Raw genomic sequence first — 23284 nt, forward strand, 5'->3', positions numbered from 1 at the left:
TGGTCGCATTCTCTTGAAGGTGTTTTGATTTGTCTTACGTTATGGGGTCAGTCCCTCAACGGGTGGATAGGCTTTTTCTTCTTATTTGATTACGTTGCTCATTACATTCTCAATCATTTGGCGGTTAGCAATGACGCCTGTGTACAGCCAACTGAAATCTTTCGCAAACGTATAGGCATTTCCATTTTTCACAGCAGGGATATTCGCCCATACTGGGTCCTTTTGCAGCTGTTCCACAGCAATTGGATTACTGTTTACGATAATCAAGTACTCGGCATCGAGTTCAGCCAATTTTTCCATGGAAATCGCGTTCCAGTTTGCTTCTCCTGACTTGGAGATTTCCTGTACGATGGCAGGAACCTTAAACCCGAGGTCCTTGTAAAGCACATCGCCGCTAGACAAGTCTTGACGTGCTACGTACACATTTTTCCCCGTCATCCACAGTGCTGCCGCCGATTTTTCCTCAATCGCTTGCTGCAACTTTTGTTTGGACTCGGCTGCAAATGTCTCATAATCCGCAAGCACTTTCTTCGCTTCTTCTCCCTTGTTGAGGACTTCTCCTACTGTCAGGAGTTCTTTACGCCAATCGCTGTTCTTTTCTTTTCCAATGGTATAGGTTGGCGCAATTTTTTCGTACTGACTATACTTGTCGCCTTGGATTAAGGTCGCGCTATCCAAAATAATCAGGTCAGGGCTGTGGCTCATCACAACTTCTGGTGGCAGATCATAAGGAATCGCTGGAATACCCGCCAGCTCCTTTTGCAAGTAGCCTTGTACCTCGCTATTGCCTACTGACCATTGGGCAACTGGCTTCACTCCCAAGGCTACTAAATGATCCTCCAGATAAGAAGCGATCACGCGCTGCGGTTGGGCTGGGACCGTTACTTCATTTCCCATCGCATCCTTCAGTACTCGTGGAGCTTCAGCCCCTGGTGTCGCAGTCTGACTGTCACCTGTTTGTGTATCTGGATTCGCAGCGTTCGGCTGGCCAGAACAAGCGCTCACGATTGTAACTAGGCTTGCCAATACGACACTGGCTATCGAAAGTTTGGCTGTTTTCTTCATTGGTGTATTCCTCCATCTACGTCATGCCATCAAGCAGCGGCAATTGCCAACTCGACCACATTTTCATTGAGAACAATTATCAAAATCACAATGGGTATTATATCGGATTATGGAACGATGCTCAACTTTTTGTTTATAGAAACGAAAAAAGACCCCCTGCTTACGAAGCAGAAAGTCCCTCTACTCTCTATTTTTTTATCCGCTTAGCGTGGAACCCCACTTAACAAGAATCGATGCAGTCCCCCGATCAGACACACGCCAGCTGTCACAAAAAACGCAATGAAATAGGAATGGTGCCAATTCCCCAGCAAGCCTGCCAATATTGGGCTCAATACCGCTCCGATCGACAATACCGCTGAGTAAATACTAAACACACTTCCGTATTGCTCTCGGGGTGAATGTACCGTCAAAATCGTCGCAAAAGCTGGGAACAGCATCCCAAAGCACGCCCCGAAGAAAAACATCATGACGTGAATCGGAATCGCCAAACCGATTGCGAGGGCGTACAGAAGAAGGCTAAGCACACCCAATCCAGCAAACGTTCTCGTCTCTACGGGGACGCGATACAGCCAAAACTGGCACAGAATCGCTAATGCCCCCAAGCCTTTCAAACTGAACAATATCCCAGTAACTGCCGGGGACAGCCCTTGTTTTTGGATGAGCAAAGGCACTTCATAGATGATTGTTCCTTGGGCGTAAATGATCGCAAATCCCCCAAGAAACGCAGGGTACAGCATTCGATTTTCCAGGATGGCGGTAAGGCTCTGCTTGCTTCCACCTTTGTTCCGTGGCGTGGACGGCGTGCTTCCCTCTACTCTTTGGGGCAACATCATCCAAGCGAAAACGCCAGCAATGATCATCATGTAGCCGAGAATCACGAATGATTGGCCATAGCCGAACTGCACCGCCAAAAAGCTACCGACTGCCGGGGATACGATACCCGCCGAGGTAAGGACCAATCCCTTTTTACCCATGATCTCGCCCTGCTCAAGTTCCGTCTTCCCCGTTTCTCCGAGTAAGGCTGAACAAGCAGGAGATACGAACGCCATCAAAAACCCGAGCATCAGCCGAAAGGTAAAAAAGCCTGCGGTATTTTGCACGATGCCTTGGCCAATTAGCATCACGCCAGCCAAAATCAATCCACCTGCGATAAACCATTTTTTCGGATAGCGATCGAGAAAAGGACCTGCGATCAGATTGCCTGTCAAATTGCTGATCGCATACCCGCCGAGCACGAAGCCGATCATTGCAGCGGAAACACCCAATACGTTTAAATACGGCGCAAGAAGTGGTGTCTGCGCGTGCATGTCAAAGGCAACAAGAAACAAAACCACTAACAGGAGAGCCCTCAAAGCATTCCCTTCCTCTCTAACGGCCTGTCTTTGTCCCAGTATATGAAGGGAATGGTACAAGTAGGATAATAAAAGAATATTGAAGATTCGGAATAAATGTAGCAATTATTTTCGTATTACCGTAATATTTACTGTAATACCGTAATTTTTTATATCCAGGAGGTGACTTTTTGGAGCACGTTTACAAAAAAATACGAGCGCTTCGTATACAGCAGGAGCTTACTTTAAAGGATTTAAGTGAGAAATCAGGCTTTTCCGTCAGTTTCTTATCACAAGTAGAGCGTGGTAACAGTTCGCTCGCGATTACTTCTCTACAAAAAATTGCAGAATGCCTGGGTGTCCCCATTACGTACTTCTTTGAAGTAGAAAAAGATATCACGTATCACACGCCCATTGAAAAGCGTCAAACGTTGCAGATTGAAGGTTCACCTGTGAAGTACGTTCGAATCGGTGGGAATTTCCCAGACCGAGCACTTGAACCCCTCCTCAACGTGTTGCCACCTGCACAGACGAAGCATGTCGCCTTTCAGCATCCCGGTGAAGAGTTTTACTACGTCGTAAAAGGTTGTTTCACCATCGTCGTCGACGGAACAGAATACCATCTCCAACAAGGAGACACGATCCACTTCCCTTCCTCGCTCCTTCATACGTGGTACAATCCTTCCACTGTTGAAGAAGCCGAGATCCTGTCCGTTTTGACGCCTGTCATTTTTAGAACCTAACATTGTCTACCAATTAAAAAGGGTGATCTGGATGCAAGAAAGATTGGAAAAGCTGCACGCGTATATGGAAAGCAGGAATCTGGACGCATTGATTATTACTCATCCCAAAAACGTGTACTACTTTACCGGATTTTTGACAGAGCCACATGAACGTTTTATGGGCCTCGTTTTGGTGAGAGGCGAGTCCCCCTTCCTCTTCGTTCCACTACTGGACGGTGAAAAAGCACGGGAGGCTTGTCCTGCCATTATGATTTACACCCATGACGATTCACAGAATGCACTAACCGAGCTTCAGCATTTGCTGCCGATTCGCCTCACTCACATTGGTGTGGAGAAGAACCATTTGACAGCGAAAACATATGAGGCACTCGTATCGATCGTGCAAGCTACAGAAGCAGTGGATATCGGAGATTTGCTGTGCAATATACGCCTGGCTAAGGATGCATCTGAAATCGCGACTATCAAACGAGCTATTTGGGTGATGGAAGAATCCCTACGCCGTACGCTCCCTCTGATATCCGTAGGGATGACAGAACTAGACGTCGTAGCAGAGCTGGAATATCAGATGAAAAAGCTAAAAGCCCAAGGCCCTTCCTTTTCGACGATTGTACTGGCTGGAGAAAAAGCAGCACTGCCCCATGGCGACCCAGGTGACCGCGTGATTCAGGCGGGAGAAGTTTTGTTGATTGACGCAGGGGTGTATGTCGATGGGTATGTATCGGACCTGACTCGTACTTTTGCAGTTGGTCAACTGGGTGCAGAATTGCTAGACATGTACGATACAGTCTTGCAAGCGAATCTGGCTGGGATACAAGCCGTAACACCAGGAGCGCTGATCGCAGATGTTGACCTAGCTGCACGAGGTGTCATTGCGGACCGGGGCTATGGAGAATTTTTCATTAATCGTGTAGGGCACGGAATCGGATTGGAGCTTCATGAGGCCCCGTACGTTCACAGCCAGGCAGTAGGAGAACTCATCCCAGGCATGGTTTTCACGATTGAACCGGGCATATACAACACGAAGATCGGTGGCATCCGCATTGAAGACAATGTGCTCGTCACGAAGGATGGCGTAGAAGTATTGACGTCTTTTCCCAAAGAGCTGCAAATCGTCGGATAAATGAAAAAAGAAAAGGCTGGTGGCGTTCCTTTGAAAGTGCTAGAAACAGATCGTCTCATCCTCCGCTGGCAAACTGCCGAAGACGCTGATTTTGTCTTGAAACTGATGAATGAGCCTTCCTGGATTCGATTTATTGGCGATCGTGGTCTCCGTACGACGGAAGACGCCCGCAACTATATTTTGAATGGTGCTGTCGCGATGTACGAGAATCATGGCTTTGGTCTGTATTTGGCAGAACTGAAGGAAGGAAATGCTCCTATCGGTTTATGTGGACTGATCAAGAGAGATTCGTTGGAGGATGTCGATATCGGCTTTGCCTTTCTTCCCGCATACTGGGGCAAAGGCTACGCATATGAGGCAGCCTCTGCCGTTCTTGCCCACGGAAAAGAAGTTGGGTTAAAGCGCATCGTAGCAATTACCAACCTCGATAATGCATCTTCGGCCAATCTTCTAAAGAAAATCGGCCTGCACGATAAAGGGATGATTACCCTTCCGAATGCTACGGAGGAGGTCAAGTTTTTTGCCATCGAGTTCTAGTCCATGCTGTCCAAATGAGTTGTTGAATTAGTGAATTGGATCAGACGTCCGTATTCGTTAATGTGGGAAAAAGAGGGCCTCACCGTAATCGGGAGGCCCTGCATTTCCTTTTTCAATTAAGAATGAACGGATTTCAAACCAAGAGAACTGTCATGGAACTTGATATTCGAGTACTTATCCATCGCGACACGCAGCTGGTACTCGCTCTCAAACAGCATCACCGGACGGCCATAACGGTCGCTAACGGTTCGGTTCTTCACTGCATCGATGTCTGCTTTCTCCCCTTCGAGCCAGCGAGCGATTTGATACGGCATACGAGTCAGCATGATGTCTACTCCGTACTCGGCTTTCAAACGGTATTCCAGTACCTCGAACTGCAGAACACCTACCACGCCAAGAATCAGCTCTTCCATCGGATGGGTACGGAATAACTGCACCGTTCCTTCCTCGGTCAACTGCATGATCCCTTTTTGGAATTGCTTGTGCTTCATCGCGTCCTTCACCATCACCTTGGAGAAAAACTCTGGCGAGAAGTGCGGCATTTCTTCGTACTCAAACGATTTTCCAACACAGAGTGTATCACCGATCTGGAAAATGCCCGGGTCAAAAAGACCGATGACATCTCCCGCGAACGATTCATCGACTATTTCGCGGTCCTGTGCCATAAACTGTACAGGCTGCGCCAATTTGATGTCTTTGCCAAGACGAACGTGCTTGACTGACATTCCCCGCTCAAACTTGCCGGAGCAAATACGCAAGAAAGCGATGCGATCTCGGTGAGCTGGATTCATATTGGCTTGGATTTTGAAGATGAAGCCGGAAAACGCGTTCGTATACGGATCGATCAAGCCTTCTGTACTCTTCTTCGCAGAAGGTGCTGGCGCCATTTGCAGGAAGTTGTCCAGGAATGTTTGTACACCGAAGTTATTGATGGCACTACCGAAGAAAACAGGTGTCAGTTGTCCTTTGTTGATCAGTTCAGGATCGTATTCATCTCCCGCAACATCCAGCAGGGAGATTTCGTCCTGCAACTGCTGCCACAGCTCTTGACCGACACGATCACCGATTAGTGGATCTTCTGCTCCCTCTACAGGGAAAAAGGAAATATCCTCGTGCTGTGTGTTGTTTTGATACAGCTCGACACGAGACTTCATGCGGTCAAATACACCACTGAAATAGCTGCCCATCCCAATCGGCCAGTTCATCGGATAAGAACGAATACCCAATACGCGCTCAATTTCTTCCAAGAGCTCGAATGGATCTTTACCGTGACGGTCCAGCTTGTTCACGAACGTAAAGATTGGAATACCGCGCATCCGACAGACCTTGAACAGCTTGATCGTCTGTGCCTCTACCCCTTTTGCTACGTCGATAATCATCACAGCAGCGTCAGCAGCCGTCAGCGTACGGTACGTATCTTCACTGAAGTCCTGGTGACCAGGTGTATCCAAAATATTGATGTGGTGTCCGTTGTATTCGAAATCCATCGCACTGGACGTTACGGAGATTCCACGCTTTTTCTCTATCTCCATCCAGTCGGATGTAGCGTGCTTGGAATTTTTACGCCCTTTGACCATCCCTGCTTCACGGATGGCTCCGCCGTAGTAGAGCAGCTTTTCCGTCATTGTCGTTTTACCCGCATCCGGGTGGGAGATGATGGCGAAGGTACGGCGTTTTGCTATCTCATTTTCCCATTGGGGATTGGATTGACTCATCTTCATTCTCCTGTCATCGCAAATAAGTAACACATTCGTTTCCTCTACGATTATACCGACAAATGCTTGCCGCATCCACCTAGTAATTTTTCAGCAAATCGTTATAATATTCAGTAGTAAAAATTTTTTGACTGCATGACTTACATATCTTTTACCAGAATATTACAACTTTACAGGAGGAACCCTATGTCAACGACTGTGGAAACACGTACGGCTGAATTCCGTGACTATGTGAAGAAAATAACCAGCTATACGCAAGCACTGAGCGTTCTTTATTGGGACAAGGCTACACAAGCGCCTCGCAATGGAATGGATGCCCGTTCTGAAATCATCGGGACTTTGGCTGGCGAGCAATTCAAGCTGGCAACGTCTAAAGAAATGGAAGCGCTTTTGACAGAGCTGAGTGAGCCAGCTGTCCTCGAAACATTGGATGAAATTACCCGTCACAGTGTGCTGGAATGCAAAAAGGAATTTGACCGCAACAAGAAAATTCCTGCTGACAGGCATCAGGAGTACGTCGTGCTGACCGCCAAGGCAGAAACGGTGTGGGAAGAAGCTCGTGCCAACAACGACTTTACCATGTTCCAGCCGTACCTCGAAAAAATCGTGAACTTCCAGCTCGAGTTCATCGAGTATTGGGGTCATGATGGCAAAAACAAGTACAACACCCTCTTGGACATGTATGAGCCTGGCATGACAGTCGATCAGCTTGATCCGATCTTCGCCACCTTGCGCGAGAAAACCGTCAAGCTGGTAAAAGCAATCGCCGACTCCCCGAACAAGCCAGACACATCATTTTTGACGAAAAACTTCCCAGTGGCAGACCAAGAAGCATTCAGCCGTTATATCCTTGAGAAAATCGGGTACGACTTCAAGTCTGGCCGCATGGATCGCAGTGCTCATCCGTTCTGCACCACCTTCAACCCTGGAGATGTCCGCATTACGACGCGCTACGCTGAAAATGATTTCAATTCTGCACTCTTCAGTTGTATTCACGAGGCTGGTCACGCGATGTACGAGCAGAACATCAATCCTGACCTGTTGTTCACGCCTCTGTGCGATGGTACCTCCATGGGGATTCACGAATCTCAATCCCGCTACTGGGAAAACATGGTTGGACGCAGTCTGCCGTTCTGGAATCACTTTTTCGCTGACTTGCAAAAAGCGTTCCCTACCCAATTCGAAGGTGTGTCTGTAGAAGACCTACATCGTGCAGTTAACGCTGTTACTCCTTCCTTTATCCGTACGGAAGCAGATGAGTTGACGTACAACCTGCATGTTATGATCCGCTACGAAATCGAGAAAGGCTTGATTAATCAAACCATTCAAGTGGCTGATCTGCCAAAAATCTGGAACGAAAAAATGAAAGAATACCTGGGTGTTGAGCCACCGACAGATGCACTGGGTGTGCTTCAGGATGTACACTGGTCAGGCGGAATGATCGGTTACTTCCCTACTTACTCGCTGGGTAATGTGTATGCGGCACAATTCGTCCACGTGATGGAGAGTGAGATCAACGGCTACGAAGAGCTGATCGCAAAAGGCGATTTCGCTCCAATCCGTGAGTGGCTCAAGGAAAAAATCCATCAGTACGGTAAAATGAAGAGCCCTCGTGAACTCGTTCAAGCGATTACAGGCGAAGGTACAAATGCGACTTACTTGATGAATTACCTTGAGAAAAAATACACAGACGTATACAAGCTAGAAAAATAGGCCTTTAGACTGCTCAATCCTTTCGTACAAAAAGCCAGTCAAACCCGTGAACTGCACCCTAATTGTTAGAAACATCTAACAGTTGGAGGTGCAGTTCAGTTTTGACTGGCTAGTCTTTTGAACAATCGATTCCGGTTAGTTTCAAGCATTCGATGTTATTGGTAGCATCCAGGAAGGACATGAACCACAGTACAGGGCACTACGATCGGGTCAGCTGGCGCGGCGGGAGCGAACCAAGGTTAGCCCAGCGAGGACTATGCCGGTCAGCCCCATCACGATGGCCACGATGGCTCCGGCTCGCCCGCTGCCAGTGCCGAAATCACCGGTGAAGTTGGCCAGATGAAGTCCAGCATAGACAATAACGATCAGCCCCATCACCGCAGCCACGATGGCACCGCGTCTCCCTGAGCCGATGCCGAAGCGACCGGCGGAGCGGGCCAGAGACAGCCCGCCGATGACCGCGCTGATCAACCCCACCACTGCGTCCATCGTGGCCCAGAGTCGCCCGAGGGTTAATCCGTATACGATATTACCGTTGGTCACTTCAGCAGAGGCTATGGTTGGAACAAGCAAAAGTGCACAAAGTATTCCGAATGAAACTAGCTTCATTTTCATTTGCTAATTACTCCTTTTTTTTTGCAAACCGAAAAAATTTTACAACGTTAATTTCATTGAATTTTCAATCAATTGATATCATCCATTATCATTACGGAAGCGTAGGCCTGCTTTACGCCGACTCGTATTCCTATGCATTCATAACCATCACTCCATTTCAGCTTAATGGTTACGTAATTGGTGGATAAATCCCCCCTTAGCTCCTAATTCTAGCAGCGCCTCTCAATCGACATCGCACACAATCCACTGCTCATTCCTTTCTCAACCAGTTTATAAAACAAATATCGAGAACTTATGCAGATCTTCCTCTCTTTGCGTGGATTTCTTCAAGAACCTTCTAAATCACTGTATAATTTCGGTAAGCACTATAACTCTCGTCAATGGAAGCAGACTAAAAGGGGAAGATGTGATGGGAATGGAACCGAAATTGTTGCTTGTGGAGGACGAACCAGGCATGCTGGAGGAGATGCAGACCTTTTTGCAACGTGAAGGGTTCCGGGTATTAACCGCCTGTACCGGCAAGGAAGCGCTCATGATTGCCCGGTCTGAACGGCCCGATCTCATCGTGCTTGATTGGATGCTCCCCGAGAAAAGCGGCATCGACGTCTGCCGCGAAATCAGGCAAACTTCGCGATGCGGAATTATTATGGTCACGGCTCGATCGGATGAATCGGATAAAATCGTCGGTCTGGAAATCGGCGCGGATGATTATTTGACGAAGCCGTTCAGCTTGCGCGAGCTGGCTTCGCGCATCCGAGCTTTACTTCGTCGCTTACGCGGACCTGAAGACAGGTCGATGTTCTTGGAAAGAGACAACTTGATCATTTCCGAGGCCAAATGTCAGGTATTCAAAGACGGTCAGGAAATACAATTGACACCTACCGAATTCAAAATTCTGTTCACACTGGCGGGGCGTCCAGGCATTGTCTTTAGCCGTTTGCAATTGTTAAAGGCTGCTTTGGAGGATGAGTACATGGGATACGAACGGACGATGGATTCCCATATCCGGAATCTTCGCCGCAAACTGGGAGACGATCCTGCCAATCCTCGATATATTCAAACGGTATATGGTTTCGGTTACCGATTCGGTGAACGCTCATGAAGATGACGGTCCGGATGAAAATATTTGCTATGGGACTGCTTTTGCTCATTGTGGGTAACACTATCTCCCTTACAACGCAAGTTTACACAGGCGGCTTGTTCGATCAATTTCAAAGGGAACAAATCGATGCCAATTATTTGAAGGCCACGCCCGAAGAGCAAATCGAAATCTTAAAATCTTATTTCCTTGACAAAATGGAGCTGAACGTACTTCTTAGAATGTCCTTTTTTGTTACGATCGGGTTGTCCTTTAGTTTTTGGATTTCAGGAGTACTGACCCTCCCGCTCAAAAAGCTTATAGCTGCCATAGAGCGTGTGGCGCAGGGCGACCTGAACGTCAAAGTACCTGTAGACACGAAAGATGAGTATGGGAAAGTCAGCCAAACGTTCAATGATATGACGCTTCGTCTGCGTGAAGCCGAAGAAGCCCGCAGAAGATTGGTGGCCGATGTTGCTCACGAGCTTCGCACGCCGCTGTCCATTATGCAGCTTAAACTGGAGAATTATCAACAGGCCGGTCATCCTGTCCCGCCGGAAATGCTGCTTCGGATTCATGATGAAGTGATCCGAATGAGCCTACTTGTAGATGATCTTCACGTCTTGTCGTTGGCGGAATCGGATCGGTTGTCGCTCGATCGAAAACCGATCGACCTGACGGTACACCTAGAACGAATCGTAGACGACTTGAAATTCGAAGTGGAAGAAAATGGATTGGAAATTCACCTTCATTCAATTTCAAGACCGGCTACCGTTATGGCCGATGCGAGACGAATTACACAGGTTTTCTTTAATTTGCTGACCAATGCGATTCGTTACACGCCACGTGGAGGGAAGATTACGGTTGAAATCGAAGACCGGGTCGTTGATCGGAATGCGTTCTTTGCACGTATCTCGGTGATCGATACCGGCATCGGAATACCGGAGGAACATCTGCACCACCTATTCGATCGATTTTACCGCGTAGACGAAGCGCGCTCGCGGCATACAGGCGGAACAGGGCTCGGATTATCTATCGTCCACCATTTTGTAAGAGCCCACGGCGGTTTCATCCGCGTTGAAAGTCAGCCTGATGAAGGTGCTATATTTGCCGTTTATCTGCCTATTGGCAATGATATATAATTCAATGATAACCCCGGCTCACAAACATGAAGGAATTTCCAGTAGCAATGCTCTTTTCACTCATCGAGGATCGGATAAGGCTTTTGATTTCACTAATACTTTATTGATTCTCTGAACTTTTCAGTTACCTTTCGTAACCTACGAACATAAAAGTGCATCCTTCCCCCCGGGGATAAATGCTAGTACACTGCACAATATACATGAGATTCCTATTGTCTTGAAAAAGGAGTGTTATCGATTGGCTATCGATCTAAAAGGAAAAACCGCAATCATTACAGGAGCTGGTAAAGGCATTGGTCGCGCTACTGCCATTGCTTTGGCAAAAGAAGGCGTGAATCTCGGCCTCTTGGCTCGTTCTGAGGAAAATTTGAAGCAAGTAGCCAAGGAAGTAGAAGCATACGGCGTGAAGGTCGCGATTGCGACAGCAGACGTTTCCAACTATGATGACGTCACGACAGCCGTTACTTCTATCAAAAGTGAACTGGGTCAAATTGATATCCTGCTCAACAATGCAGGCGTGGCTAAATTCGGTAAATTCCTGGAGCTTGAAACGACCGAATGGGAGCAAATCATCCAAGTCAATCTGATGGGTGTGTACTACGTGACTCGCGCTGTACTCCCTGGCATGATTGACCAAAACTCCGGTGACATTATCAACATCTCCTCCACTGCTGGACAAAAAGGAGCTCCTGTCACCAGCGCGTATAGTGCATCCAAGTTTGGTGTTCTTGGCCTGACTGAATCGTTGGCTCTCGAAGTGCGCAAACACAATATTCGCGTAACGGCGCTTACACCTAGCACAGTAGCAACCGATATGGCCATTGACTTGGGTCTGACCGACGGAAATCCTGAAAAGACCATGCAGCCTGAGGATATTGCTGAGTTCGTAGTTAGCCAGCTGAAGCTGAACAAACGCATCTTTGTGAAATCCGCTGGACTGTGGTCCACCAATCCATAGAAATGGCACGGCAAAAAAGCGAAAAGAGTCCGTTCGTACAGGCGGATTTCTTTTCGCTTTTTTTCGAAGTCCTGTGAAAACGCTTCTTTTTTGTTCACGTTCTATCCACGATTTCTTCACGCCTTATTCACACCTGCCCAACCAAAAATGCCCTCAACTGGAGTATGATGAACATGTAAAACATTTCCACAAAGTGGAGGGTATCCTTATGATACAAATGCTGTCGAATTGGTTGTGGGGTAATGAAGAACAAGAAGTCGTTCCATTCGAGACGAAAAGATACGTCCGAAATGAATTGGAGCAATTCACGTTCAATGAGCCACAGCAAGTGCTGCCGTATCCGCTTCCCCAGTTATAAGATCCAATACTTGGTCGAATATAACCTGAAGCTGCCGAATCTGGCAGCTTTTTTTGCTTCTTTCTGAAAGCGCTCACTGATGTGCTACAATGTGGTAAACAGGAGGGGTTCGCTTTGGTTCAGTTCACAGAAAAATGGTTGCCCACATACATTCGCCGCGATTTGGCGGTCTTATTTTGCGGTATCAATCCAGGGCGTATATCAGCTACGACGGGCTTCCACTACGCCAATCCAGCCAACCTGTTTTGGCGCGGATTGTACGAAGGCGGCCTGACACCTCACAAGCTCTTGCCCGAGGAAACCGCTACCCTCTTAAACTACAACTACGGTATTACCGATCTGGTATCACGCCCTACCCGCTCCGCAACAGACCTGCGCAACGAGGATTATGCCACAGGTGCAGAGCTGTTCGTCCAAATGATTCAGACTTACCGGCCTCGTGTCATTTGTTTTAACGGCATTACTGCTTTTCGTCACGCGACTGGACAAAAAAAAGAAGCAATTTCACTGGGGCTACAGCCAATCAGATACTTTGGGACAGAAGATTGGTCTGGCAGCTATGTGTTTGTCGTCCCGTCTACCAGTGGGGCTAACGCATCTTTTACACGTGAGGAACGAATCGCCAAGTTTACTGAGCTGAGTCATTTTTTACACGAGATGAATTGGCATCCTCTTCCTTCGCCTAAGTAGATTCCTTTCGTGTCAACCACTCCTCTTCTTCCGTACAATACTTGTAGCTCTCTACGCAAGGAGGGGCATCAACAGTGGACGATAAAGGAACATTTGATATCCTCTCCATACTTCTCAAAATGGAAAAAGGGGCCTCTGAGCAACCATTTTTCTCTGTCACGGAGATTTTAACAATGGGAATTTGCTCGTCAGTAATCAAAGAATTGCGACCATTGACTGGGAGGACGTTCGTTACGATTTTCCATCCAAAGGCATTGCCCGTGTTCTATCCCTTGCTATGCGAAAAAATGAGTAGTGGAACGAGGAATGGTTCTCTCATATATTGAGAGGCTATCTTCAAGAAAATCCCGATCTATTGAGCAATTGCATTTGCTCTTTATCGATCTCACTTTCCCGCATATCATTGAACGTTTTTTACGCAAAAAACTGTATGCCCAGATGAACCTTGCTGAGATTCAACAGTTTTGCAATCGGGAAGCTCTCTAGACCGCTTTTATGTTAGACGAAATGAAGGCCCATGCATATTAGACGTAAGGCTATAGCCTGTCTATACACATAGGCCTTCCTTATTTAACTGGCGTATACCGTTACGTCCGGGCGAGCTTCACTAATGAGCTTTGCTGGCGCGTATATTGAATGAGCTCTGCCGCCATCTCGTAATAATTGAAAGGTGTAATCAGATAGATGCCATTGAAGTAACGAACCGCCGTGTCGACCAATTCCTTCGCGATTGCGATCCCTTCTTGGCGGGCGGCCTCTCCCTGTACCTTTTTCATCCGTTCCAGCGCTTCTGTCGACAGCTTGATTCCTGGCACTTCATTATGCAGGAACTCCGCATTGCGCGAGCTGGTCAGCGGCATGATCCCGATAAAGACAGGAATACCGATATGCTTCGTCGCCTCGTATACATTCCGAATGGACTCTGCATCGTACACAGGTTGTGTCATAATGTAGTCCGCGCCTGCCTCGACCTTCTTTTCCAAGCGGGCAACGGCAGCATCCATATTTCGAACATTCGGATTAAAGGCTGCACCCACAATAAACTGGGCTTTTTGCTTTAACGGACGTCCTGAAAACGAAACACCTTCGTTCAACTGCTTCACCATGCGTATTAGATCAAACGAGGTCACATCAAATACCGAGCTGGCACCTGGCAAATCACCAAAGCGCGATGGATCGCCAGTAATCACCAATATTTGGTCGATCCCCAAAGCGTGCAACCCCATTAAGTGCGATTGCTGCCCAATGAGATTGCGGTCCCGGCAAGCAATGTGCAAGAGCGGATCGATTCCATGTCTGCTCTTCATGAGGGCCCCGAGAGCCATGTTGCTCATGCGCACTGTCGCCAACGAGTTATCCGCCAACGTAATGGCGTCTGCTCCTGCTTTGTGCAGCTCGCAGCATCCGTGGAGAAACTGGTCTGCGTCCAGATCACGCGGCGGATCGAACTCGACGATGATCGTCGTTGCTGTTTTTACCCGTTCGACAATGCTCGGTTTCTCCCTCTCCCTCGTGTTCTGCACAGAAATCGAAGGACGATCTCCAGCTACGATGGTCGGGTTCACACGCGCTTGCGGCTCAAGCGACTCAAGTGCATCCGCAATCGCCTTCACATGTGCAGGTGTGGTTCCGCAGCATCCGCCAATCAACCGGACCCCCTGCTCACGCAAGCGAAGCGCACTCTGTCCAAAATATTCAGGTGATGATTTAAAGGCGTATTCTCCGTCAGTCATCCCCAGACGCCCCGCATTCGGGAATACGGATAAAAGTGCATCTTCTGGAATCACTGTATTTTCAAACGAGCGTAGCAATTCAGCGGGACCAAGGCGACAGTTTAGTCCGATCACGTCAGCCCCTGCGGCTTTCAGCTCGGAAAAAGCATCTGTCAAAGCGTAGCCATCACGTGTGCGCCCTACTTCCAAAGTGGCTAACTGCGCGATTACAGGGACATCTGTGAGTGGACGGATTACCTCGATCGCCAGAAGCAGCTCCTCCAAGTCCACGAACGTCTCCAGAATCAGTCCATCTACGCCCGCATGCAACAGAGCGATCGCCTGTTCCTCATACTGGTCACGGTATTCGTCCAAAACCTTTTTCTTCACCCGTCCAGCCAAAATCGATCCGATGCTCCCAGCCACATAAGCATCATCCTGTGCGGCTTCCCGTGCAATGGCGACTGCTAGCCGGTTAATCCTTGCTACCTTATGCTCCAGACCGTAACGGCTCAATGCATCTCGGTTGGCAGAATACGTATTTGTCTCCAGGAACCGTGCACCGGCCTGATAGTAAGACATATGAACTTCATGTACCAAACGCGGGTTGGATAAACACAGCTCCTCAAAACTGACGCCAACCGGGACGCCCAGCCCGTGCAGCTGGGTCGCCATTGCACCATCTCCGACTAGCAGGTGGTCTTTCAAATAGGCTCGTAAATCTTTCTTTCTCGTCGTCAACTCAATCCCTTCTCTCCCATTTACATTTATCTTTAGACTTCAAAAATAGATGGACCTGCGTTGAAATAACGTGCTTCAGGATGTGCAAATACCATCGCCGATACGGAAGCTTCTGGCTCCATCATGAAGCCCTCTGTCAGCTGAACGCCGATATCCTCTGGACGCAACAGACGGAACAACTGCGCCTGATCCTCCAGGTTCGGGCAAGCAGGGTAACCGAAGGAGACACGAATGCCCTGATATCTAGCACCGAAGCGCTCGAGCATCGTCATCTCAACCGGATCCGGTATGCCCCACACGTCGCGCATGACGTGGTGAATTCGCTCTGCAAATGCCTCTGCCAGCTCCAATGCCAAGGCTTGGAGGACATGAGAGCGCAAGTAGTCACCACGATCTTTTAGCTCTGTAGATTTTTCGCGAATCCCGCCTCCAGCCGTTACGGTCAGGAATCCAACATAATCCATTTCCTTACTCTCCACTGGTCGCAAGAAGTCGGACAGGCAAAGATGAGGTTCTTCCAGCTGACGCGGGAACGAAAAGCGCTCTAGCAGCTTGCTGTGGTCTTTTGGATCATAGACCAAAATATCGTTACCATCTGACTGAGCCGGGAAGAACTGATACACGCCGTGTGTCGTAATGGTTTCTTTTTGCTTCGCTTCATTTAATAGGTCTTCCACAATACCGTACAGTTCCAGTACCTTCTCGTCGCCTGCCTCTATCAATCTATCTACATTTCCGCGAACACCGAGGTGCTTTCCGAGGAGCATCCGCAGGTTCAAATACGGTTGCAGATGGCTGAGCGGGTATTGTCGCAGAACATGTCGTTCACAATCTGGCGGCAGATGGATCGGAACAGTTCTACTGACAGCTGAGCGAGCTGGCAATGGTGCTTTTTTCTCCTCGACAACAGGCTGAGCCGTTGCAACTGCTTCCAGTAGATGCTGCTGTTCCTCTACCAAGCGATCACGTTCATCCGGATTTTGCAGACGATTCACGAGATCCAGACCATCCATGGCATCTTTTGCGTATAAAACAATACCACGGTATTCCGGTGCGATCCGGTTCGATGTGAACTTGCGCGTCAACGCCGCGCCGCCAACCATCATCGGGGTATCAATGCCTGCATCACGCAGGTCTTGTGCTGTAATGACCATCTGCTGTGCGGATTTTACCAAGAGCCCAGACAGCCCGATGGCATCCGGCTTTTCTTCTCTGCATGCGGCAATCAGTTGCTCTGGCGGTACCTTGATCCCCAGGTTCACGACATTGTAGCCGTTGTTTGACAAAATAATTTCCACGAGGTTTTTTCCGATGTCGTGCACATCGCCTTTGACGGTCGCCAGCAAGATTTTCCCCTTTGCAGCGGCATCGCTTTTTTCCATGAATGGCTCCAGAAACGATACGGATGCCTTCATGACTTCCGCACTCTGTAATACTTCTGCCACGATCAACTGGTTGCCGTTGAACAGGCGACCGACCTCTTCCATCCCAGCCATCAGCGGACCGTTGATGATCTCGAGCGGTGTGTATTTATCCAGAGCCAGCTTTAGGTCTTCCACCAGACCATCCTTGGAGCCTTCGACTACATAACGGGATAAGCGTTCTTCCAGCGTTAACGAGGAGACTTCCACACTGACTTCCTTTTTCTTTTGGCGATAAAATTCGGTAAAGGCCGCCAATGTTTCATCATTTGTCTCGAATAGAAGGGCTTCTGACAGCTTTCTCTCGTCTTCTGGAATCGATGCGTAGCGCTCCAGCTTTTCCGTGTTAACGATGGCGTAATCAAGCCCTGCGAGAGTGGTGTGGTACAAGAAGACCGCATTCAGCACTTCCCGACCAGCAGGAGGTAAGCCGAAGGAAACGTTACTGACACCCAGGATCGTCTTGCAAGCAGGCATTGCTTGTTTGATCAAACGAATTCCTTCTACGGTTTCCTTTGCAGAGCCGATGTATTGTTCATCCCCTGTCCCTACTGGAAAGACGAGTGGATCGAAAATAATATCCTGTGGCTTTATGCCATACTGGTTGACAAGAATGTCGTACGAGCGTTGCGCGACCTCCAGCTTCTTTTCGCGAGTGATAGCCATACCCGCTTCCTCAATCGTTCCAACGACAATGGAGGCACCGAACTTGTGAATAAGTGGAACCACTTCCTCAAATCGCTCCAAGCCGTCTTCCAAGTTAATCGAGTTGAGAATGGCCTTCCCTTGCGAATAGCGAAGTCCCAGCTCCATGACCTTGGCATCTGTCGAGTCGATCATGAGGGGCGCTTTTACTTTTTTCACGATAAACTGTAGGAATTTTTCCATATCTTCGTATTCATCACGGTCGGGGTCAGCCAAGCATATATCGATGACATGTGCGCCTCGCTTCACTTGTGCTCGGGCAATATCAGATGCTTCTTCATAGTGACCAGCTGCAATCATTTCACGGAATTTTTTAGAACCGATAACATTGGTCCTCTCCCCTACTAGCAGGGGGCGATTGTCATCTTCGACGTAAACGACCTCGATCCCGGAGACTGCGCTCAGCGGTTCTACAGCTGCACTGCGCGGTTTGCAGTTTTTCAATGCTTCTGCCATTGCGTGAATATGGTCAGGCGTTGTTCCGCAGCAACCGCCAGCGACGTTTATCCAGCCTTGTTCAGCGAACGCCAGCATTTTCGAGGCAAGTCCCTGTGGCGTTTCATGGTAATGGCCGTTCTCGTCTGGCAAGCCTGCGTTCGGATAACAGCTAACCGCACATTGGGCAATTCCTGACAGTGTCCGCAGATGATCACGCATGAACTCTGGTCCTGTCGCACAGTTCAGACCAATGGAGACTGGCTGTATATGCTCCAAGGAGATGTAAAACGCCTCGATGTTTTGGCCCGCCAGCGTTGTGCCCATCGGCTCGATCGTACCTGACAGCATCACCGGGAGCTCCTGTCCAAGCTCTTCAAAAGCTTTGCGAATCCCGATTCCGCCAGCCTTGACGTTTAACGTGTCTTGCGAGGTTTCCAAAAGAAGAACATCGGAGCCACCAAGAATCAGACCTTTTGCCTGACGATAATACGCCTCGACCAGTTCCTCGAACGTGACACCGCCTGTCAACGAAAGGGTTTTGGTCGTAGGTCCCATTGCACCTGCTACAAAACGCGGCCACTCCGCTGTAGAATAGGCATCCACCGCTTCTCTGGCCAAGCGGGCTGCCGCTATATTAATCTCAAGGTCTTTCTCTGGCACATCGTACTCAGCCAAAACGATGGAAGCAGCACCAAACGTATTTGTCTCAACGATGTCTGCGCCCGCCTCTAAATATTTCTCGTGAATGGAACGGATCACATCTGGTCTGGTCAAGTTCAGGAGTTCATTACAGCCATCATAGGCTTCACCGCCGAAATCATCAGCAGTCAGGTTTGCCTGTTGAAGCATGGTGCCCATTGCACCGTCCAGAATCAGAATTTTCCGGGAAAGTTGTTCGCGAAAAGTTGGTTTCATTGACGTGCCCCTTTTCTACCTTGCATCGGCTTATTCTCCGTAATTGGGTAAATAAAAAAATCCTCTTCTTTGAAAGAAGAGGATTTGTCAGCAGATACGAAAACGCCTGAGACATCCTCTTATCTTTCAAAGCACGTAGCTTTGCTGGAATTGGCACCGGATTTTTACCGGTTGCCGAGGCTTCATCAGGCCAGTCCCTCTGCCTCTCTGGATAAGAGTCGTACACTTGTCATTTAGTTGTTTTGCGAAATGTCTTGAATGTTTGCAAGTATCTTAACACCCCCTTTGTCTTCCCGTCAATTGTGAATTGTCTATTTTTTACTGAGCCTCTCCTCTTACGCGCCCATTTTTGCCTAAGCTGGGCATCCGCCCAGTCCAATAACGGCATTCGTGTATAGACTGGAGTATAACGGAAAGGAGGGGAAACAAAGATGAGTACATCATTCTGCGGAAACGGATTCTTCGGTGACTGCTTCGCAATCGTGCTCGTGCTGTTTATCCTGTTGGTAATTATTGGGTGCTCGTGTGACGACTGTTAGATAAGCGCTTAAAAAAGGCTATCCCAAAAGCCATCAGGAATGGCTGCGGGATAGCCTTTTTTTCGTTTTAGTCGACGATGATCTTGCCTGTTACTGCATCGATGGTAACCGTTTTATTTGCCAACTCTTCGTTGCTCCATGGCACATACGCCAGTTTTGGTTGGCGTAATGTCTTCCTATCTACATCTTTCATCAAGTAGACCAACTTCAAAGGCATGACGCGTAAAAATTCTTGGACTGCCTTGTCTTTGGAGACGATATTGTCAGATACGGGCAGTTCAACCAAATCGTGCGTCTCACGGAAGTTATGAAACTTCGTCACTTTGCCCGTGGACGGGTCAATCGTCACTGAATAAGCCGCATCCGGATTATCATCGTCCAGGACAGGAATCCCGTCTTTGCTCATAAAATATCGGAATTCCCATTCGCCGGATGACACCGGATTGGCTCCACCTGGCTGTATGACTTGCGCCAATTGTACTTCTGTTACGCCGGGATCGACGTATTTATGCAGGAAGGCGAGTGCAGCCTCTTCCGCCTGTTTACGATTAACTGTCACTGCCGTATTAGAACGCGGTGTTCCCAGCCCGACGACACTGCCTGTTTCTCCAATGACTTCTACGCCGATATACTTGTCATTTTTATCATTCCAGACATATTCCTTGCGGCCATTGCGATCAATCTTATTCTCTCCGTAGGTCGAGTCATCTACCTGTATGCCAAATTCGGCTTGCAACAGTGCTTTTGCCTCCTCCTTGCTGCGAACCTTGACGTATTCCTTCGGGGATTGAAACGCATGTGCTTCCTTCGTATCCAACTGATCGAATGCAAGGCCGTTATCTCCAGTTCCATAGGCAATCTTGCCGCTTGTCGCGTCAATGTGCCACTCCATGCCATCCTCTCGTCCCTTTTGCATGAACGAAACCCCTGGCGTGTACTCCAGGACAGGCCTGCCTTTTTCTACTCTTTCATCTGATCTGGCATCAAGATTCTGCACGTATCGAAGCTTCATATGCTCACTCAGCTCTTGGATGGCGACCTCTTCAGAAACCGCGGTAGACACATCTGGGTACTGCGAAGGGTCGAATGTCTCAGGCTCCTTCCTGAAAAAGCGAAGGAGACCAGATTCATCTGTTGTCATGTGTATCTCATCCGATAGCACTGGCAGTCCGTTATGATAACGCTGGTACACACCTGGCTTGCTCTCATCCTCTAAACGATAGTTCTCGCTATCAGCCCCAAGCAGATTGTTCAGGAACTGTCGCTCTTGCTCCACAGCTTTTGCTCCTTTTGCTTGCTTCCAGCTCGACTCATCCTTTTTATCCTTCTCCTCGATTGAATAGGATTCCAAGGCTTGGCCATTGCCGACGATACGAAGGGAAGCCTGATGCCCCTCCTTATTCACGTTTCCGACCGCTAATGACATGCCATCGCGGTTCTTCTCTTTATCAAAAAGAAGAAGCGACGGATTCAAATCGGGCATGGCAGCTGTCAGCTTGGTGAAAAAAGCTTGTTCGCTCTTGTTCAATCGCCCGAAAAACGAGACTTGCTCTTTCGAATTGATTCGTACAGATAGGATGTCGTACGGAACGGGCTTGCCATTTTCCATTCGTTGATAGCTCACGCTCAGCCAGATGCTTTCTTCCCAAAACTCATTCAAATAGGTATCAGTACCTAGATACTGATAGGACTTGCTCTCTTCCCCCAAGAAACTTTGGAGAAATGCGTTCGCTACACTCTCGGCAGTTTTGGCTGATGGCATTTTTACGGACGTCTCGTCCCAATTCTCTGGGTAAGGATCTGGCCTTTCTCCATTGATTATAAAGCTCTCAATTTGTCCAGTCTGGATATCATAAGCGACACTGGCACGTGCATTGTTACCTTCCAGTAAGGTTATGTCACTGATCCCATGGCTCGTGCTATCCACTCTTATTGTTGTCTTGCTTATGGCTGTGATCGCCTTTTTCAAAGGTAAAATAGCCTCTTCCGGCGACACCTTTACGCTGTTCTGCTTAGCCTCTGTATTTTTTTTATCGGTTGCAGTCGTTGAGACCGCACTCGCTAAATTTTTTCCACTCGGCATCTGTGGAAACCAACCTTGCTGGTGCATGCCTACAGCAGTTACCGCGAAGCAAGCAGCAAGTGATCCAGCCATAAATAATCGGTTTCGATTCTTGTGTTTATTTTGTGCGATCTCACCTCTGATCCGTAATTCCATCTCTTTTGTAAACCTCACGTCTTCTATAGATTCTTGACTCCCACTCCGTACTGCTTCGCGCATTTGCTTATCTATATCCATTCCAATCCCTCCTTTTCACACAATGCTTTAAAATGTTTTCGGGCCCGGGACAATTGGGTTCGTACGGCATCTTCTGAAATATCCAGCACTTGCGCAATCTCTTTTATCGACAAATCTTCATAGTAATGAAGTACCATGACTTTTCGGTACAGTGGTGAGAGCTTCATCACCTGCTCCGCTACCTGTACCTTGCTCATTCGTCCGATGACAGCCGATTCAACATTTGCGGTGTCGACCTTTTCCGGCGGTGCTTCCTCTTTGGAGAGGTATGTAGAAAAAATCTGGCGAAAGGACCACGAACGCAAATATTTGCGGGACTCGTTGATCGCGATTCGGTAAAGCCACGTTTTCACGCTACTCCGATGGCGGAACTGATCCAGACCCCGATACGCCTTCAGGAATACTTCCTGGGTAATGTCTTCCGCGATTCCCCGGTCCTTGACGATCAAGTAGGCGAGCTGCACGATGTTGTCTCCGTACTCGCTCATGAGTCTCGTTAGCTTCTCCTCGTTGGTCAGTTGCAGCGTCCAGTCTGCTTCGCTACTTTTGGCACTTGCATTCACGCGATGTTCACCTCCTTGTTTCGTGTTGATATGTATTTGATCCAGCTGGCTTATTTTTGTGACAAGAATATCCAATTATTTTATCAATCATTCTTTTCCTGCTCCCACTGCTGCACTCCGTTGCGTTGCTTTCATTGTCAGAGCACATTGCTTTTGCTATCATGAGGCTTATTGTAGAGCGAAAGGAACGAGATGACATGGCTGACTTGCAAGCACGTGAAAAAGACAAATTTCTATCCTGTTTAGAGACCATAAAAGAACTATCCAAATCCGAGTTTGAAACCTATTCCATCGTTAAGAATACCGAAACCGGGGAACATTATCTCCACTATTTTTTGTCCCACATTAATTTATCCGAGGGAGGCAGAAGAGACGATTACGATCACTTCCTGCCGATTGAATCCGACGATATTCTAGCGATTATGTTTAGCGAACAGCCGTACCAGTTTCCGGAGAACTGGCGCTCCGCATATTTGCGCAGTGGTAACGACAATCGATTGATCCCGTTCGATCCATCGGAAAATTACGATCTGGACGATGCCGCTGCTGCCGAGCTGGCCATGCTCGAAAAGCTGGAACAGTACAAAGAGCAAATGATGAACGCGGATAACCTCAGCGCGGAAGAAAGGGAAGAGCTGACCAAACAATATTTCGCTGAATTAGATAAGATTTTGCAAAACCGGAACAGTGAGTTGCATCCTGACGGTTAAAACAGCTATAATTCTAGAGAAACAAACGAATCGTTGATGAGGAAAGTACTCCTTGTGCGAGGCTGTAGCGAGTCGGGGACGGTGTGAGCCCGATGCCAAACCATGTGAGGAAGCGCCCCTCGGAGATGCAGCCTGAACATCCTATGCCAGTCATTATGGGCAACAGATCGTGTAGG

The 23284-nt window shown here is 48.3% G+C and carries 20 protein-coding genes, 1 riboswitch and 1 other annotated feature (1 of these 22 cut by a window edge); of the genes, 12 read left to right on the forward strand and 8 right to left on the reverse strand.

Translation table 11 applies throughout. From position 1 onward, the window contains the following. Positions 1-81 precede the first annotated feature (81 nt). Both ACQ5DJ_RS15020 and ACQ5DJ_RS15025 read right to left on the reverse strand, forming a co-directional pair. Positions 82-1065, reverse strand: a complete 984-nt coding sequence (locus ACQ5DJ_RS15020; protein WP_429843174.1) for an ABC transporter substrate-binding protein — start codon at positions 1063-1065, stop codon at positions 82-84. Between the two features lie 203 nt (positions 1066-1268). Continuing rightward, complete coding sequence (locus tag ACQ5DJ_RS15025) at positions 1269-2417, reverse strand: MFS transporter (RefSeq protein ID WP_429843175.1); 1149 nt, start codon at positions 2415-2417, stop codon at positions 1269-1271. A 170-nt stretch (positions 2418-2587) separates the two neighbouring features. Between ACQ5DJ_RS15025 and ACQ5DJ_RS15030 the strand changes: the two genes are divergently transcribed. From ACQ5DJ_RS15030 to ACQ5DJ_RS15040, 3 genes are read left to right on the forward strand one after another with little or no spacing between them, the layout of a single operon-like run. Next, a complete protein-coding gene (locus tag ACQ5DJ_RS15030; protein WP_429843176.1) occupies positions 2588-3139 on the forward strand; it encodes a helix-turn-helix domain-containing protein in 552 nt (183 codons plus the stop codon). 31 nt (positions 3140-3170) lie between these two features. Then, positions 3171-4259, forward strand: coding sequence for a M24 family metallopeptidase (locus ACQ5DJ_RS15035; protein ID WP_429843177.1), 1089 nt, complete (start codon positions 3171-3173; stop codon positions 4257-4259). Continuing rightward, entirely contained in the window at positions 4260-4796 is a 537-nt protein-coding gene (locus tag ACQ5DJ_RS15040; RefSeq protein ID WP_429843178.1) for a GNAT family N-acetyltransferase, read from the forward strand. It begins immediately after the preceding gene. Positions 4797-4912: 116 nt separating this feature from the next. Here ACQ5DJ_RS15040 and ACQ5DJ_RS15045 read toward each other — a convergent pair whose 3' ends face one another. Further along, positions 4913-6511 carry a peptide chain release factor 3 gene (locus ACQ5DJ_RS15045; protein ID WP_429843179.1) on the reverse strand — a complete coding sequence of 533 codons (1599 nt, stop codon included), beginning with the start codon at positions 6509-6511 and terminating at the stop codon, positions 4913-4915. 186 nt (positions 6512-6697) lie between these two features. Between ACQ5DJ_RS15045 and ACQ5DJ_RS15050 the strand changes: the two genes are divergently transcribed. Further along, positions 6698-8224 carry a carboxypeptidase M32 gene (locus tag ACQ5DJ_RS15050; RefSeq protein ID WP_429843180.1) on the forward strand — a complete coding sequence of 509 codons (1527 nt, stop codon included), beginning with the start codon at positions 6698-6700 and terminating at the stop codon, positions 8222-8224. 210 nt (positions 8225-8434) lie between these two features. On the opposite strand, the gene ACQ5DJ_RS15055 is transcribed toward ACQ5DJ_RS15050, so the two are convergent. Further along, positions 8435-8839, reverse strand: coding sequence for a DUF6223 family protein (locus ACQ5DJ_RS15055; protein ID WP_429843181.1), 405 nt, complete (start codon positions 8837-8839; stop codon positions 8435-8437). A gap of 415 nt (positions 8840-9254) precedes the next feature. On the opposite strand from ACQ5DJ_RS15055, the gene ACQ5DJ_RS15060 reads away from it, so the two are divergent. The 6 genes from ACQ5DJ_RS15060 to ACQ5DJ_RS15085 all read left to right on the forward strand — a co-directional run bounded on the left by ACQ5DJ_RS15060 (position 9255) and on the right by ACQ5DJ_RS15085 (position 13360). Continuing rightward, complete coding sequence (locus ACQ5DJ_RS15060; protein ID WP_429843302.1) at positions 9255-9941, forward strand: response regulator transcription factor; 687 nt, start codon at positions 9255-9257, stop codon at positions 9939-9941. Beyond that, positions 9938-11059, forward strand: a complete 1122-nt coding sequence (locus ACQ5DJ_RS15065) for a sensor histidine kinase (RefSeq protein ID WP_429843182.1) — start codon at positions 9938-9940, stop codon at positions 11057-11059. The genes ACQ5DJ_RS15060 and ACQ5DJ_RS15065 overlap by 4 nt, the downstream gene beginning before the upstream one ends. 238 nt (positions 11060-11297) lie before the next feature. Next, the gene (locus ACQ5DJ_RS15070) at positions 11298-12017 is read left to right on the forward strand and encodes a 3-ketoacyl-ACP reductase (protein ID WP_429843183.1); all 720 of its coding nucleotides are present in this window, start codon (positions 11298-11300) and stop codon (positions 12015-12017) included. Positions 12018-12225: 208 nt separating this feature from the next. Beyond that, a complete protein-coding gene (locus ACQ5DJ_RS15075; protein WP_429843184.1) occupies positions 12226-12375 on the forward strand; it encodes a hypothetical protein in 150 nt (49 codons plus the stop codon). 114 nt (positions 12376-12489) lie between these two features. Further along, positions 12490-13065 (forward strand): mismatch-specific DNA-glycosylase, encoded by a 576-nt coding sequence (locus ACQ5DJ_RS15080; RefSeq protein WP_429843185.1) that lies wholly within the window; start codon positions 12490-12492, stop codon positions 13063-13065. Positions 13066-13246: 181 nt separating this feature from the next. Further along, positions 13247-13360, forward strand: a complete 114-nt coding sequence (locus tag ACQ5DJ_RS15085; protein WP_429843186.1) for a hypothetical protein — start codon at positions 13247-13249, stop codon at positions 13358-13360. 292 nt (positions 13361-13652) lie between these two features. Here ACQ5DJ_RS15085 and ACQ5DJ_RS15090 read toward each other — a convergent pair whose 3' ends face one another. Together ACQ5DJ_RS15090 and metH are read right to left on the reverse strand one after the other, a co-directional pair. Next, on the reverse strand, positions 13653-15518 hold the full coding sequence (locus ACQ5DJ_RS15090) for a bifunctional homocysteine S-methyltransferase/methylenetetrahydrofolate reductase (RefSeq protein ID WP_429843187.1): 1866 nt from the start codon (positions 15516-15518) through the stop codon (positions 13653-13655). A gap of 32 nt (positions 15519-15550) precedes the next feature. After that, entirely contained in the window at positions 15551-18997 is a 3447-nt protein-coding gene (gene metH, locus ACQ5DJ_RS15095; RefSeq protein WP_429843188.1) for a methionine synthase, read from the reverse strand. 116 nt (positions 18998-19113) lie between these two features. Continuing rightward, a riboswitch (SAM riboswitch) is annotated at positions 19114-19215 on the reverse strand. Between the two features lie 213 nt (positions 19216-19428). Between metH and ACQ5DJ_RS15100 the strand changes: the two genes are divergently transcribed. Continuing rightward, positions 19429-19536, forward strand: a complete 108-nt coding sequence (locus tag ACQ5DJ_RS15100) for a YjcZ family sporulation protein (RefSeq protein ID WP_007724452.1) — start codon at positions 19429-19431, stop codon at positions 19534-19536. Between the two features lie 67 nt (positions 19537-19603). Here the strand turns inward: ACQ5DJ_RS15100 and ACQ5DJ_RS15105 are convergent, their stop codons facing one another. Both ACQ5DJ_RS15105 and ACQ5DJ_RS15110 read right to left on the reverse strand, forming a co-directional pair. Continuing rightward, complete coding sequence (locus tag ACQ5DJ_RS15105; protein ID WP_429843189.1) at positions 19604-21835, reverse strand: YcdB/YcdC domain-containing protein; 2232 nt, start codon at positions 21833-21835, stop codon at positions 19604-19606. After that, complete coding sequence (locus ACQ5DJ_RS15110; RefSeq protein ID WP_429843190.1) at positions 21826-22398, reverse strand: sigma-70 family RNA polymerase sigma factor; 573 nt, start codon at positions 22396-22398, stop codon at positions 21826-21828. Before ACQ5DJ_RS15110 ends, ACQ5DJ_RS15105 begins: the two co-directional genes overlap by 10 nt. Positions 22399-22595: 197 nt before the next feature. On the opposite strand from ACQ5DJ_RS15110, the gene ACQ5DJ_RS15115 reads away from it, so the two are divergent. Then, complete coding sequence (locus ACQ5DJ_RS15115) at positions 22596-23108, forward strand: hypothetical protein (RefSeq protein ID WP_429843191.1); 513 nt, start codon at positions 22596-22598, stop codon at positions 23106-23108. A gap of 24 nt (positions 23109-23132) precedes the next feature. Next, positions 23133-23284: a binding site (T-box leader), on the forward strand (it continues 113 nt past the right edge of the window).

This window comes from Brevibacillus sp. FIR094 (assembly GCF_050477165.1).
Lineage (GTDB): Bacteria > Bacillota > Bacilli > Brevibacillales > Brevibacillaceae > Brevibacillus.